We start from the raw sequence: 14,447 nt of genomic DNA, 5'->3' as shown, positions 1-14,447 counted from the left end.
ACCGCGGTTCGCGGACGGATGCCGCACCCTTCATTCATTGGATTCATCATGCAAACTGCTATCTTGCCGCCGCCAGCACGGTCGCGCTCTCCCTTGTCGCGCCTGAACTGGTCGCGCGGCGTGGTCGTGACGATCACGTTAATCGCCATTTTTCTGCCGCTGTTCCTGATTTTTTACCAAAGCTTCCTGAACGCGCCGTTTTTCATGCCGGTGCGCGAATTCGGCTTTGATTCCTACCGTTTCATCTTCGATGATCCCGATTTCGCCATGGCCTTCAAGAATGGCCTGATGCTGGCCTTCGGCCTGACCGTCATCGCCGTGCCGCTGGGCGGCATGCTGGCCTTCCTGATGGTGCGCACCGACTTGCCGGGCCGCGGCTGGGTCGCCCCCATGCTGCTGGTGCCGATCTTTGTCTCGCCGATGGTGATGGGCTTCGGCTACGTCGTCTCGATGGGGCCCGTGGGCTTTTATTCGACCTGGGCCAAGGAGTTGCTCGGCTTCGTGCCCTGGAATATCTACTCGTTCACCAGTATCGTGATCATCGCCGGCCTGACGCACGTGCCGCACGTCTACCTGTACGCTTCGTCGGCCCTGAAAAGCCTGGGTTCGGACGTGGAAGAGGCGGCCCGCGTGGCTGGCGCCTCGCCGATCCAGGTCATGCTGAACGTGTCGCTGCCGATGATCATGCCGGCGCTGGCATATGCGGGCGTGCTGGTGTTCTTCCTCGGTTTCGAGGTGTTCGGCCTGGTGCTGGTGCTCGGCGATCCGGAAGGCCATCTGGTGCTGCCGACCTACTTGTACAAGCTGACGAACAAGCTCGGTACGCCGTCGTACCACCTGATGGCGGCAGTCGCCGTGTGCCTGGTAATGGTGACCATGCCGCTGGTGATGATACAGCGCTGGCTGCTCAAATCGGCCAACAAATATGTCTCGATCAAGGGCAAGGGTGCGCGCAGCAAGGCCATGCCCTTGGGCCGCTGGAAGTGGCTGGCGTTCGCCTTGCTGGCCGGCTGGCTGATCTTCACCATCATCCTGCCTTTGAGCGGCATCGTGCTGCGCTCCTTCGTGCAGTACTGGGGCGAGGGCGTGCACCTGGCCGACGTATTGACCTTGCAGCATTTCCGCGACATTTTTGATCAGCCTTCGCTGGTGCGCGGCATCGTCAACACCATCCTGATCGGCGTCGTCGGCGGCGCGTTGGCCGTGGCCTGCTACAGCTTCATCGCGCTGGCGATGCACCGCAAGCAGGATGGCATCACGCGCCTGCTCGATTACAGCGTGCTGGTACCGCGCGCCGTGCCAGGGCTGCTGGCCGGCCTGTCCTTTTTGTGGGTATTCCTGTTCGTGCCGGCCTGGCTTGACGGTATATTCAAAGGCATGGACAACGGCGTGGCCCTGTGGCTAAGCGGCCATGTGATTCCCGTGCTGCGCGAACTGCGTTCGACCATCTTCGCCCTGTGGCTTGCATATTCGGTGGTGTGGATGGCCTACGGCATGCGCCTGATTTCCACCGCGCTGCTGCAGGTGGGGCCGGAACTGGAGGAGGCGGCGCGCGCCGTCGGCGCCAGCCGCGGCCAGGTGACGCGCGACGTGACCCTGCCGCTGATCAAATACGGCTTGCTGGGCGCCTGGCTGATGGTCTTCCTGATCTTCGAGCGCGAATACTCGACGGGCGTGTACCTGCTCTCGCCAGGCACGGAAGTGATCGGCGCCATGCTGGTATCGCTGTGGGCGGGCGGCTCGACCGACCTGGTGGCGGCGCTGTCCTTCATCAACATCACCCTGGTGGCCATCGGCCTGGGCATCGCCTTGCGTTTTGGCGTGAAACTCCATAATTAATAGAAGACTGAGACCACATCATGAATGAATTGACCGTCAATGAATTGCACCTGGACTATGGCACCGGCCCATCCGCCAACCAGATCCTGAAGGGCGTCTCGATGCACCTGCAAAAAGGCGAAGTGGTCGCCCTGCTGGGGCCTTCGGGTAGCGGCAAGACTACCCTGCTGCGCGCCGTGGCCGGGCTGGAGAGCCCGAAGGCGGGCACCATCCAGATCGGCGAGCGCAATGTCTTCGACGGCGCGAAACATTTCGAAATGCCGGCCGAGCAGCGCAACCTGGGGCTGGTGTTCCAGTCATATGCGTTGTGGCCGCACAAGACCGTCTTCGACAACGTCGCCTACGGCCTCAAACTGCGCAAGATGGGCAGTACGGAAATCGCCGCGCGCATCAAGGAAGTGCTGACGCAGCTGGGTCTCGGGCACCTGGGAGAACGCTACCCGCACCAGCTGTCCGGCGGCCAGCAGCAGCGCGTGGCGATCGCCCGCGCGCTGGTGTATAACCCGCCCGTGATCCTGCTCGACGAGCCGCTGTCGAACCTCGACGCCAAGCTGCGTGAAGAGGCGCGCGCCTTCCTGCGCGAGCTGATCGTGCGTCTGGGCCTGTCCGCGCTGATGGTCACGCACGACCAGGGCGAGGCGATGGCCATTTCCGACCGCATCTTGCTGCTCAATAACGGCAAGATCGAGCAGCAGGGCACGCCGCAAAGCATGTATGAAACGCCGGACACCCTGTTTACGGCCGAGTTCATGGGCAGTAACAACCGCCTGCCCGGCAAGGTGGTGCAGCGCGAGGGAAATCTGGTGCGCCTGCTGGTCGATGGCGCTTCCATGCAGGGCGTGGCGCGCGGCGCGAACGTGGGCGCGGAAGTGACGACGATGATCCGCGTCGAAGAGGTGAAGATCAGCGCCACGCAGGTGGACAACGCCATCGAGATGCCGCTCCTGACCTGCATGTACCTGGGCGACCGTTGGGAATGCCTGTTCGAGCGCGGCGGCGCGGACAACATCAACCTGCGCGCGTATTCGCGCCACAAGCTTGAAGCGGGCAAGTACTGGCTGCATATGCCTGCTGACAAGCTCTGGGTGTTTTAACGGTGCCATGGTGGCCACGCTGGCGCGCAGTCTGTGCCGCGCTGGCAGCCGGTCTGGCGGGCGCCGCCATCAGCCTGTGGCTGCGCACGCCGCTGCCGTGGATGATCGGCCCCCTGTTCGCCACGGCCGCGCTGCGCCTGGCGGGGCGCGAACTGGCTTGCCCCGTGCGCGTGCGCGAAGCGGGGCAGTGGGCCATCGGCACGGCCCTGGGCCTGTACTTTACGGCGCCCGTGCTGGCCGCACTGTCTTCCTATATCCCGTGGATCGCCGGCGCCGTGCTGTTCGCGCTGGCGCTCGGCGCTGCCGGCGCGCTGCTGCTGCGGCGCCTGTCGGGCGCTGATCATGCCACCGCCTTTTTTGCCATGGCCGTTGGCGGCGCCTCTGAGATGGCAGTGCAAAGCGAGCGCCATGGCGCCGACGTGGGCAAGGTGGCCGCCGCGCACAGTCTGCGCATGATGCTGGTGGTGGCGACGATTCCCTTCGGCGTGCGCTACTGGGGCAGTCATGGCCTGGAGGCGGGGCATGAAACCTTCGTGCCGGGTGCCGCGCTGGTCGATTATGGCGGGCTGGCGCTGCTGGTCGGCATCACGGCGCTGGCGGCCCTCGCCTTGAAACGGGGCAGGCTGCCCAACGCCTGGGTCATCGGCCCCTTGCTTGCGGCCTTGCTGCTGACGGCGTGCGGCATCCATCTGTCACGCCTGCCCGAGTGGATGATACGCGCGGGCCAGCTCTTCATCGGCATCGCCCTGGGCACACGCTTCAGCCCCGCCTTCCTGCATGCGGCTCCCCGTTATCTGGCCAGTGTGGCCGTCTGCACGCTGTTGATGCTGCTATTGGCGACCGCCTTCGGTCTGGGCCTGTCGCGTTGGCTGGCCATTCATCCGGGTACGGCCATCCTGGCCACGTCGCCGGGCGGCATTGCGGAAATGTCGCTGACGGCCAAGACATTGCACCTGGGCGTGCCCATCGTTACGGCATTTCATGTGGCGCGCATGGTGGTGCTGGTATTGTTGATTGGCCCATTCTTTTCCATGTTGAAAAACCGGCATCGGCAGCGTTAAATCACGTCACGTAAAAAGGCATAAAGCAAACGCTCTGAATTGCCTCCGCCATGGCTGTATTTAATGCGGGCGGCAGTCGGTTCGCAGCGCTGCGTCACACTGTGGAGCGAGTATGTCCGGGAATATATTTGCTGGAATTTTCCTCCGTTAGCGCACTCTCCGGTCATGCATGGCGCCGGCATCACACCCCCGCTCGTGCCTCTCTGGGCCGGTGCGAGACATGTTATCCAAAAACAACGTTGTTGCAGTCATTGTAGGCATCATGTCTTTAGCGTTGGTAAAGAATTCTTATTTTGAAAAATCGCGCCAGTTTGCGGAAGAATGCCGCTTTTCCATGTGGAGAGAATGGGTAGGGTGTTACAAATAGTAACGGTGGGCGTATTTTTATGAATGCCGGTTTTTTGGGGTGTGTATTTAAAAAGTTGCCACGCGGCCATTTATTTTAGTTATTTTTACTTCCATCGTTTATAATTTGAAAAGAACGCCGGCTGGGCTTTTTGCGCAGTTTTTACGTGAGTTCGCCCTTTTTTTGAGCTCAGGAAATTGTATATGCGCACCGATGGTGTCCGTTTTTCGATTGTCAGACAGGCTGCCTGGGCGCCGGGAATGGAAACGCCGCAGCAATGGCAGGTGTGGGCGCAAGCCGGCCCGTCCGTCGCGCCGATCGACGTCATTGGCGAGCCTGGTGTGCGCCAGATGGCGCCGCTGTTGCGCCGCCGTGCCGGCCAGTTGGGCAAGATGGCGCTCGAGGTGGCTTATGCCTGTCTGGCGGGGCAGCGTGATGTTCCCCTGGTCTTTTCCTCGCGTCATGGCGAAGTGGCGCGTGCCGTCGAATTGTTGTCCGCGCTGGCCCAGGGCGAGCCCTTGTCGCCGACCGCATTTGGCATGGCCGTGCATAACGCCAGTGCCGGCCTGTTTTCCATCGCCCGCGCCGATACGGCCAATCAATTGGCCATCGCTGCCGGCGCCGCCAGCCTTGAGGCCGCAGTGATCGAAGCGTGTGCCTTGCTGGCCGATGGCGCGCCGCAGGTCCTGCTGGTGCTGGCGGAATGTCCCTTGCCGGCACCCTTCGAGGTCTTCGAGGATTGTCATGAGCAGCCGCATGCGTTTGCCTGGCTGCTGCAGGCCGAATCTTCCCCGGATAAGGGTTTCAGCCTGACGTGGCGTACCCGTGGCAGTGACGATGCCTTGCCGGCCGCTGCCGCCGCGGTGCCGGCCAGTCTGGCCGTACAGCGCTTCATGCTGAGCGGTGCCCGCACGTTCGAGCACGTCGCCAATCGCCAGGTCTGGTGCTGGAGTCGCCATGCGTAAGCTGGCGCACGTGCGTACCGGCGTCTCCGTGGGCTGGCGGATCTTCGCCACCGGACTCAGTTTTGCCGCCTTCGGCGTAGGCGGCTTGCTGCTGCGCGTGCTGGTGTTTCCCATGCTGCATGTGCTGGTGTGGCGGCGCGAGGCGCGCATCGCCGGCGCGCGCGCCATCATCCGCTGGAGTTTTCGTTTCTATATCGGCTTGATGCGACTCCTCGGCGTGCTGCGCTATGACCTGCGCGGCCTGGATAAACTGGAGCGTGGCGGCTTGCTGATCCTGGCCAACCATCCGACTTTGATCGACACGATTTTCCTGATGGCATATGTCAAGCAGGCCGATTGCATCGTCAAGTCTGATTTGTGGAACAACCCGTTTACGCGCGGCCCTGTGCGTGCGGCAGGCTATATCAACAATACGGGCGGTGCCGAACTGGTGGAGGCCTGCCTGGCATCGCTGGCGCGCGGTAACAACCTGATCATCTTCCCGGAGGGGACGCGCACGCCTCGCAGCGGCGAGATCCTGCTCAAGCGGGGCGCGGCGAATATCGCCGTGCGCGGGCGGCGTGACGTGACGCCGGTGCTGATACGTTGCCTGCCCAGGACTTTAGGCAAGGGCGAGCAGTGGTGGCGTGTACCGGCCCGCCGCGCGCATTTCGAGATTGCAGTGCAGGACGACCTGGCGATCGACGAGTTTACCGGCGGTGGCGCCAGCGACGTCCTCGCGGCGCGCACTTTGACCAATCATCTGCAACATTACTTTAGCGGGAAACAGGAACAACATGCTTGAACAAGAAGTGAAGGAACTGATCATCGAGGCGCTGCAACTGGAAGACATGAGCGCCGCCGATATCGATACGGATGCCCCCCTGTTTGTTGAAGGCCTGGGACTCGATTCGATCGATGCGCTGGAGCTTGGCGTCGCCCTGCAGAAAAAATATGGTATTTCCCTGTCGGCCGATTCGGCCGATACGCGCCGCCACTTCGCCTCCGTACGGGCACTGGCGGCCATGGTTGACACTCACAGAAAGAAGTAAGGGAGCAGCAAAAATGGTAGATATGAGCGCAATGAGCCGCGATGAACTGTACGCATGGGTAGTGCAACTGCTGGCCGAAATGTTCGAGCTTGATCCGGCGGCGCTGACGCCGCAGTCGAATCTGTATGCGGAACTCGATATCGACAGTATCGACGCGGTCGACCTGGCGGTTAAGCTGAAGCAACTGACGGGTAAGCGCCTGCAGCCGGAAGTATTCAAGACCATCCGCACCATTGATGACGTGGTCGAGGCGCTGCGTGCGATGTCGGTGTCGGAACAGGCGGCATGACGCGTGCTGCTTAATGCCGTCGCATTGCTGCTGACAGTACTGTATCCGCTGGCAATCTGGTTCGGCCATGGCCTGGTCGAACCGCGCTGGCTGGCATTGCTGTTGTTGCTGGCCGTCGCCTGCCGCCTGCCCGCATTGAAGCTGCAGCCTGCTGCACGCTGGTCGGTGGCCGCCGCGCTGCTGCTGGTGGCGATCGCGCTATGGAGCAATCTGCTGCTGCCACTGAAGCTGTATCCGGTGCTGGTCAATGCTGTGCTGCTGGCCACTTTTGCCTACAGTCTGTGGGCGCCTCCATCCATGGTGGAGCGCCTGGCGCGCCTTCGCGAGAAGGACTTTCCGCCAGCCGCCGTGCGCTATACGCGCCGCGTGACGCAGGTCTGGTGCGGCTTTTTCATCGTCAACGGCAGCATTGCGCTGGCCACCGCCTTGTGGGCCAGCGATGCCGTCTGGTCGCTGTACACGGGCGTGGTCGCGTATGTGCTGATGGCTCTGTTATTTGGCGGCGAATACCTGGTCCGCCTGCGTTTTAAGCGTCTGCATCATGTCTGAAGTCCTTATGCCGGAAACTCATTCTCCCGTTGCTTCCCTGGCCCGCCTTGCGCTGGCCATGCATGCCCGTCCGGCAGCCCTGGCCGTGGGCTGGCGCGATGGTGCCGTGCTCGATCACGGGCATTTTGCCGCACGCATGCAAGCCTGGGCAGGCATGCTGGAGTGCCAGTCTGGCCACGATTTCGCATTGTATCTGGACGATAGCATCGAGTTTGGCGCCGCCTTGCTGGGAGCCTGGCAGGCGGGGAAAACCGTCTGGCTGACAGCCGATACATTGCCGGCCAGCTGTGCCTCGCTGGCCGCGTCGGTGGACGGCTTCCTGGGACAGTTCCCGGCCAGGCATGCGCCGCTGTCGCCGCCGGCCGCCAGTGCTCCGGCGCGGGCGTGGAAAGTGCTCGCCGAGGATTTCCCTGCTTTGGTTGTGTACACCTCCGGCAGTACGGGGGCGGCGCAGGCCATCCCGAAAAAGCTCTCGCAACTGGCCAGCGAAGTGGCCACGCTGGAGCAGCTGTTTGGCAGCCATGCCGATGGCGCGGCCGTTGTTGCCACGGTCTCGCACCAGCATATCTACGGCTTGCTGTTCAAGGTCTTGTGGCCGCTGGCCGCCGGGCGTGCCGTGCATGCGCACAGCGCGGACTACCCGGAGCAGCTGTCCGCCTTGCTGGCGCGCGGTCCCTGCGTGCTGGCGGCCAGTCCCGCGCACCTGAAACGCCTGCCAGAACACCTGGACTGGTCAGGCGCGCGAGCGCAGCTGCGCGCCGTGTTTTCATCGGGCGGTCCGCTGGCCCTGGATAGCGCGCTGGCGGCAGGGAGTTTGCTTGGCCGCGTGCCCTGTGAAATCTATGGCAGTTCGGAGACGGGCGGCGTGGCTTGGCGCCAGCGTGCGCCTGAGCGGCCAGACGACGAGAGCTGGCAAGGTTTTCCCGGCGTGGATTGGCGCCTGCAGGATGACGGCGCGCTGGAAGTGCGTTCGGCGCATCTGGCCGGCGATGGCTGGCTGCGCCTGGCGGATCACGCGCGGCAGACGGATGCGGGACGATTCCAGCTGCTGGGGCGCAGCGACCGCATCGTGAAGATCGAAGAAAAACGCATTTCTCTCAATGCCATCGAGGCGGCCTTGCTGGCCACGCCGCTGGTAGCCGAGGCAAGAGTGCTGCTGTGCGACGCGCCGGCCGGCGAGCGGCAGAAAGTGGCTGCCTTTATCGTTTGCAGCGCCGCCGGCCGCGCGCTGCTTGCCGCGCAGGGCAAGCTGGCCTTGAACCGCCAACTGCAGCTGGCGCTGGGCGGGCAGGTCGAAGCGGTCGCCTTGCCGCGCCGCTGGCGCTACCTGGAACAATTGCCCATCAATGCGCAGGGCAAGACGACGCAGGCCTTGCTGCTCGCGCTGTTGGAACAGCCGCGTTTGCCGCATGTGGAACTGATCGAGAGCGCTTCCGGGGGCGATACGCCACGGCTGCTGTTCGAGTTGCGCGTGCCCGCGAATCTGTTTTATTTCGATGGCCACTTCACGGGCGCACCCTTGCTGCCCGGCGTGGTGCAGGTGGAGTGGGCACTGCACTTTGCGCGCCAGCATCTGGCGCTGCCCGCGCATTTTCGCGCCATGCATGCCTTGAAGTTCCAGCAGCCGGTGCTGCCGGACCGGCCGGTCCGGCTGGCGCTGGAGTATGACGCGCTCAAGGCCAGCCTGCAATTCCGTTATCTGTCGGACGCCGGCCAGCATGCCAGCGGCCGCATCCTGTTTCACCCGAATGCCGCTGCCGTTCCTGGTGGCGGCTCCGATACACCCACTCCAGCAGCGAGCGCATGTTAGATAAAAAATTCTCACCCGAACGCCAGACCGCTTTTGCCGCCCGTTTTGAAGCGCAAAAAATCGCTTTCGGGCCCGTCGTCTTTCAATGCGTGCGCTATGCCTGGAAGCGCGGCATGTTGCAGGCGCTGGCCGATACCGGCCACACCGGCCTGACGATCACCGACATGGCCGCCAGCGGCCGATGGACGGAATATGCACTGAAGGTGGCGCTGGAATCATGCCTGTCGGCCGGCGTCGTTTCGCTGCGCGACGGCGCTTATGTGCTCGACAAGGTGGGTTTTTGCATGCTCACGGACAGCATCACCCAGGTTAACCTGGACTTCATGCATGACGTTTGCTACCAGGGTTTGTTCGACCTGGACCGCTCGCTTGACACCGAGCAGCCTTTGGGACTGGCCGCGCTGGGCGACTGGCCAACCTTGTACCAGGGCTTGTCAGCCCTGTCGGAGCCGGCCAAGGGCAGCTGGTTCGCCTTCGATCATCATTATTCGGATACCTCGTTTCCCGAGATCTTTCCGGACGTCTTCGCCACGGCGCCACGCCGCATCTTGGACATCGGTGCCAATACGGGCAAGTTCGCCACTGCGGCGCTGGCTTACCATGCGGGCGTCGAACTGCACCTGGTCGACCTGGAACGCCAACTGGCGGTAGCCGACCGTACCCTGACCGACGCTGGCTTGCGCGAGCGTGCGCACTTGCATGCCTGCGACCTGCTCGACGACGCGGCACCCCTGCCGGCCGGCATGGACCTGATCTGGATGAGCCAATTCCTCAGCTGCTTTTCCGAGGCTGCCATCGCCAGCATCCTGCGCCGCGTGGCGCAAGCGCTGGGGCCAAACGGGCAAGTGCTGATCATGGATACCTTCTGGGACCGCCAGCAGTACGATATCGCGGCCTACTGCCTGATCAACACCTCGCCCTATTTCACGGCCATGGCCAGCGGTAACAGCAAGATTTACCAGAGCAGCGACTATATCCGCCTGGCGCAAGCCGCCGGCCTTGAGTTGCTGACCACGCGCGACGGTATCGGCTATTGTCATTCGCTGCTGCGTTTTGGCCGCGCCGGAGCGCACAGTGACTGAAGTGCGTTTTTACCCCTGCATCGTGATCCCGGTGTTCAATCATGAACACGCGATCGGCGCCGTCGTGCAGCGCCTGCTGCCGCATGGCGTGCCGCTGATCCTCGTCGACGACGGCAGCTTTGACGCCGGCGTGCGCACCCTGGACGCGCTGGCTGCCGCGCATCCGTCGCGCGTGACTCTGCTGCGCCATGCGCATAACCAGGGCAAGGGTGGGGCGGTGCTGACGGGCTGCCGCCACGCGCATGCGCAAGGCTACAGCCATGCGCTGCAGATCGACGCCGACGGCCAGCATGAAACGGACGATGTGCCGCGCTTCCTGGCGCAGGCGCGAGCCACGCCGGCGGCCGTGGTGATCGGCTACCCCGTGTACGATGCCTCGGTTCCCAATGCGCGCTACTACGGCCGCTATGCGACGCATATCTGGGTATGGATCAATACCTTGTCGCTGCAGATTCGTGACTCCATGTGCGGTTTCCGCGTCTATCCGCTGACGCCGCTGACGGCGCTGGCGCAGCGTGGCGTGCTGGGGCAGCGCATGAATTTCGACACCGATGTGCTGGTGCGTCTGTATTGGGATGGCCTGTCGATGGCGAATCTGCCCACGCGCGTGGGTTACCCCAGCGACGGCGTCTCGCATTTTGAGCTGTGGCGCGACAATGTACTCATTTCGCGCATGCACGCGCGCCTGTTTTTCGGCATGCTGTGGCGCGCACCGCGCCTGCTGGCCCGCCATTGGCGCGCGCGATGACGGCAGCATCGAACGGGCAGCGCAGCCACTGGGCCGGTTTCAACGAAGTGAGCTTCGTGGCCGGCATGCGCCTGCTGTTCTGGATCTGCCGCGTGTTTGGCCGCTGGCCGTTCCGCGTCGTGCTGTACCCGGTGCTGGCCTGGTATGTGCTGACGAATGCCCGCGCGCGCCGCGTCTCGCGCGCCTATCTGCGCCGCGTCGCGGCCTGCGGCGGAGCGGAGGACCTGAGGGTGCTGCGCCATTTCGGCTCGTTTGCCGAATCCATCCTCGACAAGATGCTGTTGTGGGGTGGCCTGTTCGATACGCACAGCGTGAGTCTGCATGGCGTCGATGGCGCCGATGGCGTCAACCGCTGTCTGGACGAGGGACGCGGCGCCTTGTTGATCTGCGCCCACCTGGGCAACCTGGACCTGTGCCGCGTGCTGTCGCAGCGCAATGCGCGCCTGAAGCTCACGGTGCTCGTGCATACGCGCCATGCGCAGGCCTTCAACCGCATGCTGGAGCGGCTCAACCCCGACAGCCAGCTCAATCTCATGCAGGTGACGGAGATGACGCCGGCCACGGCCATGCTGCTGGCCGAGAAGGTGGCGCAGGGCGAGTTCGTCGTGATCGCCGGCGACCGTATCCCTGTCTCGCCGCAGCCGCGCGTGGCCGTGGCGCCCTTTCTGGGGCAGCCGGCTGCGTTTCCGATTGGCCCCTATGTTCTGGCCAGTGTGCTGCAATGCCCGGTGTATCTGCTGTTTTCGATGCGCAGCGGCCAGCGTTCTGAGGTGCACTTCGAACTTTTCCGCGAGTCGCTGCATCTGCCGCGCAAGGCGCGCGAGGCGATGCTGGCCGAACTGGCCGCCGACTATGCGGCGCGCCTGCAGTATCACTGCCTGCGTTCGCCGCTGGAATGGTTCAATTTTTACGATTTTTGGCAACTCCCCGATACTTCAAGACTGGATACACCCGATGCATCTCGCTGACCTGAAAAACACCCGACGCGCCGTCCGCTTCGACCGCGAACGTCTGTGCATTGAAGACATTGCCGATATTGCGCATGGCCGCGCCAGCGCCGAACTGTCCACCGATCCCGTCTTTCGCGCGGCGATAGCGCGCGGCGCCGACTTCCTCGACCGTCTGCTGCGCGAGGATGGCACCATCTATGGCGTGACCACCGGCTATGGCGATTCGTGCACCGTCACCGTGCCCCCGGAGCTGGTGGCCGAGCTGCCGCACCACCTGTACACTTATCACGGCTGCGGCCTGGGCGAATTCTTCACGCCGGCGCAAACGCGCGCCATCATGGCCACGCGCCTGGCGTCGCTCTCGAAGGGTTTTTCCGGCGTCAGCGTGGAATTGCTGGCGCAGATCGCGCGCCTGCTCGACGCTGGCCTGCTGCCGCTGATCCCGTCGGAGGGCTCGGTGGGCGCCAGCGGCGACCTGACGCCGCTGTCCTACCTGGCGGCGGTGCTGTGCGGCGAGCGCGAAGTGTGGCGCGATGGCGATCACGTGCCGGCGGAACAGGCGCTGCGCGAAGCAGGCATCACGCCGTTGTGCCTGCGCCCGAAGGAAGGCCTGGCGATCATGAACGGCACGGCCGTCATGACGGCGCTGGCCTGTCTGGCGTATGAGCGCGCTGAATACCTGGCGCGCCTGACGACGCGCATCACGGCCATGGCTTCGTTCGCGCTCGATGGCAATGCGCACCACTTCGACGAAACGCTGTTTTCCGTCAAGCCGCATCCCGGCATGCAGCAGGTGGCGGCGTGGCTGCGCGAGGACCTGCCGACCGATAGCTGGGAGCGCAACGGCAAGCGCCTGCAGGACCGCTATTCGATCCGCTGCGCGCCGCACGTGATCGGCGTGCTGGCCGACGCCTTGCCGTGGCTGCGTTCGTCGATCGAAAATGAACTCAATAGCGCCAACGACAATCCCATCATCGATGCCGAAGGCGAGCGCGTGCTGCACGGCGGTCACTTCTATGGCGGCCATATCGCCTTCGCCATGGACAGCATGAAGAACACGGTGGCCAACCTGGCCGACCTGCTGGACCGCCAGATGGCCCTGCTGGTCGACAGCCGCTACAACCAGGGCTTGCCGGCCAACCTGTCGGGCGCCACCGGCCCGCGCGCGGCCATCAACCACGGCCTGAAGGCACTGCAGATCAGCGCTTCCGCCTGGACGGCCGAAGCACTGAAGCTGACCATGCCCGCCTCGGTGTTTTCGCGCTCGACCGAATGCCACAACCAGGACAAGGTCAGCATGGGCACCATCGCCGCGCGCGACTGCCTGCGCGTGCTGGAACTGTGCGAGCAGGTGGCAGCGGCGCTGCTGATCACGGTGCGGCAGGGCGTCTGGCTGCGCTGCAAGGCCAATCCCGACGTGCTGCCGCAAGCGGCGCTGACAGCGATGATGGAAGCGCTGGCGGCCGATATCGCGCCCGTGGAAGAAGACCGCCGCCTCGATCCGGAACTGCGCGTGCTGCTCGAACGCATGCGCGCCCAGGCATGGCCGCTGTACGGAGCCGAACATGGCTGATATGCAGGCACCGACGCACAAGGTACGCGGCAGGAAGGCCGCGCCCAGCCGCTGGCACGCGGAAGTGGAGATGCAGGTGCAGTTCTTCGACCTCGACCCGATGGAGATCGTCTGGCATGGCCGCTACGTGAAATATCTGGAAGTGGTGCGCTGCGCGCTGCTCGACAGCATCGGCTACAACTACGTCGAGATGAAGGCGTCCGGCTATGCCTGGCCCGTGATCGACATGCACCTGCGTTACGTGGCGCCGGCCACGTTCGGCCAGCGCCTGACCTTGCGCGCCGACCTGGTGGAGTGGGAGAACCGGTTGAAGATCGAATACATGGTCAGCGACAGCCTGACGGGCAAGCGCCTGAACCGCGCCAGCACGACGCAGGTGGCTGTGCATATCGCCAGCGGCGAGATGTGCTTTGCCTCGCCGCCCGTACTGTTTGAAAAATTGGGATTGGAAGCCGTATGAAGCACATCATCAGTAAAGCGCTGGCTGCTTGCAGCCTGGCAGCCATGGCCGCGGTGTCCCCTGCGCAAGCGGCCGCGCCCGTCGCGAAGATTGAAGCCATGCTGGCCAAGCCGCAGCAGCTGTGCGGCCGCTTCGACCAGAGCAAGCAGCTGGCCGGCATGAAGAAGCCGCTGGCGTCGAATGGCCGCTTTTGCGTGGTCGCCGGCAAGGGTGTTTTGTGGCGCACCTTGCAGCCGTTTCCGAATACCCTGCGCCTGACGCGCGACGAGATCGTGCATTTCCAGGGCGAGCGCGTGGCCATGCGCCTGGAGGCGAAGACGGAGCCGGTGGTCAAGATGATCAACAGCGTGCTGTTTTCGCTGCTGGCCGGCGACCTGGCGCAGCTCGACAGCCTGTTTGAGGTGGACGGCAGCATCGACGGCGGCACCTGGCAAGTGGCGCTGAAGGCGCGCCAGCCGGCGCTGGCCAAGGCCATCGGCAACATCCGCCTCGATGGCGGCGCCTTCGTGAAAAACATCAGCATCAGCGAGGCGAGCGGCGACCGCACGAGCATCGTGTTCTCGGCGATTGAGACGGGACCGGCTGCCATTACGGCGCAAGAGGCGGCCCTGTTTTGAGCGCGCTGACGAAGCGCAGCCGCAACACCGGGC

15 protein-coding genes are annotated in these 14,447 nt (G+C 63.9%); all 15 read left to right on the top strand.

Going from position 1 to position 14,447, the window contains the following annotated elements; translation table 11 throughout:
* Positions 1-48: 48 nt before the first annotated feature.
* The 15 genes from AC07VI_RS00425 (at position 49) to AC07VI_RS00355 (ending at position 14,414) form a co-directional block, all read left to right on the top strand.
* Positions 49-1,839, top strand: a complete 1,791-nt coding sequence (locus AC07VI_RS00425) for an ABC transporter permease (RefSeq protein ID WP_086144144.1) — start codon at positions 49-51, stop codon at positions 1,837-1,839.
* Positions 1,840-1,859: 20 nt separating this feature from the next.
* Positions 1,860-2,933 (top strand): ABC transporter ATP-binding protein, encoded by a 1,074-nt coding sequence (locus AC07VI_RS00420; RefSeq protein WP_492995300.1) that lies wholly within the window; start codon positions 1,860-1,862, stop codon positions 2,931-2,933.
* Between the two features lie 2 nt (positions 2,934-2,935).
* The gene (locus tag AC07VI_RS00415) at positions 2,936-3,994 is read left to right on the top strand and encodes an AbrB family transcriptional regulator (protein ID WP_253251898.1); all 1,059 of its coding nucleotides are present in this window, start codon (positions 2,936-2,938) and stop codon (positions 3,992-3,994) included.
* Between the two features lie 606 nt (positions 3,995-4,600).
* Entirely contained in the window at positions 4,601-5,305 is a 705-nt protein-coding gene (locus AC07VI_RS00410) for a beta-ketoacyl synthase chain length factor (protein ID WP_226935348.1), read from the top strand.
* The gene (locus AC07VI_RS00405) at positions 5,298-6,089 is read left to right on the top strand and encodes a lysophospholipid acyltransferase family protein (RefSeq protein ID WP_086144147.1); all 792 of its coding nucleotides are present in this window, start codon (positions 5,298-5,300) and stop codon (positions 6,087-6,089) included. Before AC07VI_RS00410 ends, AC07VI_RS00405 begins: the two co-directional genes overlap by 8 nt.
* Positions 6,082-6,336 carry a phosphopantetheine-binding protein gene (locus AC07VI_RS00400; protein WP_071322591.1) on the top strand — a complete coding sequence of 85 codons (255 nt, stop codon included), beginning with the start codon at positions 6,082-6,084 and terminating at the stop codon, positions 6,334-6,336. Before AC07VI_RS00405 ends, AC07VI_RS00400 begins: the two co-directional genes overlap by 8 nt.
* Positions 6,337-6,367: 31 nt before the next feature.
* The gene (locus AC07VI_RS00395; protein ID WP_034750398.1) at positions 6,368-6,625 is read left to right on the top strand and encodes an acyl carrier protein; all 258 of its coding nucleotides are present in this window, start codon (positions 6,368-6,370) and stop codon (positions 6,623-6,625) included.
* 3 nt (positions 6,626-6,628) lie between these two features.
* Entirely contained in the window at positions 6,629-7,174 is a 546-nt protein-coding gene (locus AC07VI_RS00390) for a COG4648 family protein (RefSeq protein ID WP_492995296.1), read from the top strand.
* Between the two features lie 7 nt (positions 7,175-7,181).
* The gene (locus AC07VI_RS00385; protein WP_492995294.1) at positions 7,182-8,984 is read left to right on the top strand and encodes an ApeI family dehydratase; all 1,803 of its coding nucleotides are present in this window, start codon (positions 7,182-7,184) and stop codon (positions 8,982-8,984) included.
* The gene (locus tag AC07VI_RS00380; protein WP_086144150.1) at positions 8,978-10,066 is read left to right on the top strand and encodes a class I SAM-dependent methyltransferase; all 1,089 of its coding nucleotides are present in this window, start codon (positions 8,978-8,980) and stop codon (positions 10,064-10,066) included. The genes AC07VI_RS00385 and AC07VI_RS00380 overlap by 7 nt, the downstream gene beginning before the upstream one ends.
* A complete protein-coding gene (locus AC07VI_RS00375; RefSeq protein ID WP_492995292.1) occupies positions 10,059-10,814 on the top strand; it encodes a glycosyltransferase family 2 protein in 756 nt (251 codons plus the stop codon). Before AC07VI_RS00380 ends, AC07VI_RS00375 begins: the two co-directional genes overlap by 8 nt.
* Positions 10,811-11,782 (top strand): lysophospholipid acyltransferase family protein, encoded by a 972-nt coding sequence (locus AC07VI_RS00370; RefSeq protein WP_086144234.1) that lies wholly within the window; start codon positions 10,811-10,813, stop codon positions 11,780-11,782. Before AC07VI_RS00375 ends, AC07VI_RS00370 begins: the two co-directional genes overlap by 4 nt.
* The gene (locus AC07VI_RS00365; protein WP_492995289.1) at positions 11,769-13,337 is read left to right on the top strand and encodes an HAL/PAL/TAL family ammonia-lyase; all 1,569 of its coding nucleotides are present in this window, start codon (positions 11,769-11,771) and stop codon (positions 13,335-13,337) included. Before AC07VI_RS00370 ends, AC07VI_RS00365 begins: the two co-directional genes overlap by 14 nt.
* The gene (locus AC07VI_RS00360) at positions 13,330-13,797 is read left to right on the top strand and encodes an acyl-CoA thioesterase (RefSeq protein WP_492995288.1); all 468 of its coding nucleotides are present in this window, start codon (positions 13,330-13,332) and stop codon (positions 13,795-13,797) included. The genes AC07VI_RS00365 and AC07VI_RS00360 overlap by 8 nt, the downstream gene beginning before the upstream one ends.
* Positions 13,794-14,414, top strand: a complete 621-nt coding sequence (locus tag AC07VI_RS00355; RefSeq protein WP_086144153.1) for an outer membrane lipoprotein carrier protein LolA — start codon at positions 13,794-13,796, stop codon at positions 14,412-14,414. The genes AC07VI_RS00360 and AC07VI_RS00355 overlap by 4 nt, the downstream gene beginning before the upstream one ends.
* The last annotated feature ends 33 nt before the right edge of the window (positions 14,415-14,447 follow it).

It is taken from the genome of Janthinobacterium sp. GW821-FHT03A03 (assembly GCF_059421435.1).
Note: the sequence above shows the minus strand (reverse complement) of the source record. Positions and strands in the feature narration are given on the sequence as shown.

Bases quoted from the DNA above. Each gene is read 5' to 3' on its own strand.
- AC07VI_RS00355 (WP_086144153.1), top strand. From the start codon at position 13,794: ATGAAGCACATCATCAGTAAAGCGCTGGCTGCTTGCAGCCTGGCAGCC.
- AC07VI_RS00385 (WP_492995294.1), top strand. From the start codon at position 7,182: ATGCCGGAAACTCATTCTCCCGTTGCTTCCCTGGCCCGCCTTGCGCTG.
- AC07VI_RS00400 (WP_071322591.1), top strand. From the start codon at position 6,082: ATGCTTGAACAAGAAGTGAAGGAACTGATCATCGAGGCGCTGCAACTG.
- AC07VI_RS00380 (WP_086144150.1), top strand. From the start codon at position 8,978: ATGTTAGATAAAAAATTCTCACCCGAACGCCAGACCGCTTTTGCCGCC.
- AC07VI_RS00410 (WP_226935348.1), top strand. From the start codon at position 4,601: ATGGAAACGCCGCAGCAATGGCAGGTGTGGGCGCAAGCCGGCCCGTCC.
- AC07VI_RS00405 (WP_086144147.1), top strand. From the start codon at position 5,298: ATGCGTAAGCTGGCGCACGTGCGTACCGGCGTCTCCGTGGGCTGGCGG.
- AC07VI_RS00365 (WP_492995289.1), top strand. From the start codon at position 11,769: ATGCATCTCGCTGACCTGAAAAACACCCGACGCGCCGTCCGCTTCGAC.
- AC07VI_RS00395 (WP_034750398.1), top strand. From the start codon at position 6,368: ATGAGCCGCGATGAACTGTACGCATGGGTAGTGCAACTGCTGGCCGAA.
- AC07VI_RS00425 (WP_086144144.1), top strand. From the start codon at position 49: ATGCAAACTGCTATCTTGCCGCCGCCAGCACGGTCGCGCTCTCCCTTG.
- AC07VI_RS00370 (WP_086144234.1), top strand. From the start codon at position 10,811: ATGACGGCAGCATCGAACGGGCAGCGCAGCCACTGGGCCGGTTTCAAC.
- AC07VI_RS00360 (WP_492995288.1), top strand. From the start codon at position 13,330: ATGGCTGATATGCAGGCACCGACGCACAAGGTACGCGGCAGGAAGGCC.
- AC07VI_RS00420 (WP_492995300.1), top strand. From the start codon at position 1,860: ATGAATGAATTGACCGTCAATGAATTGCACCTGGACTATGGCACCGGC.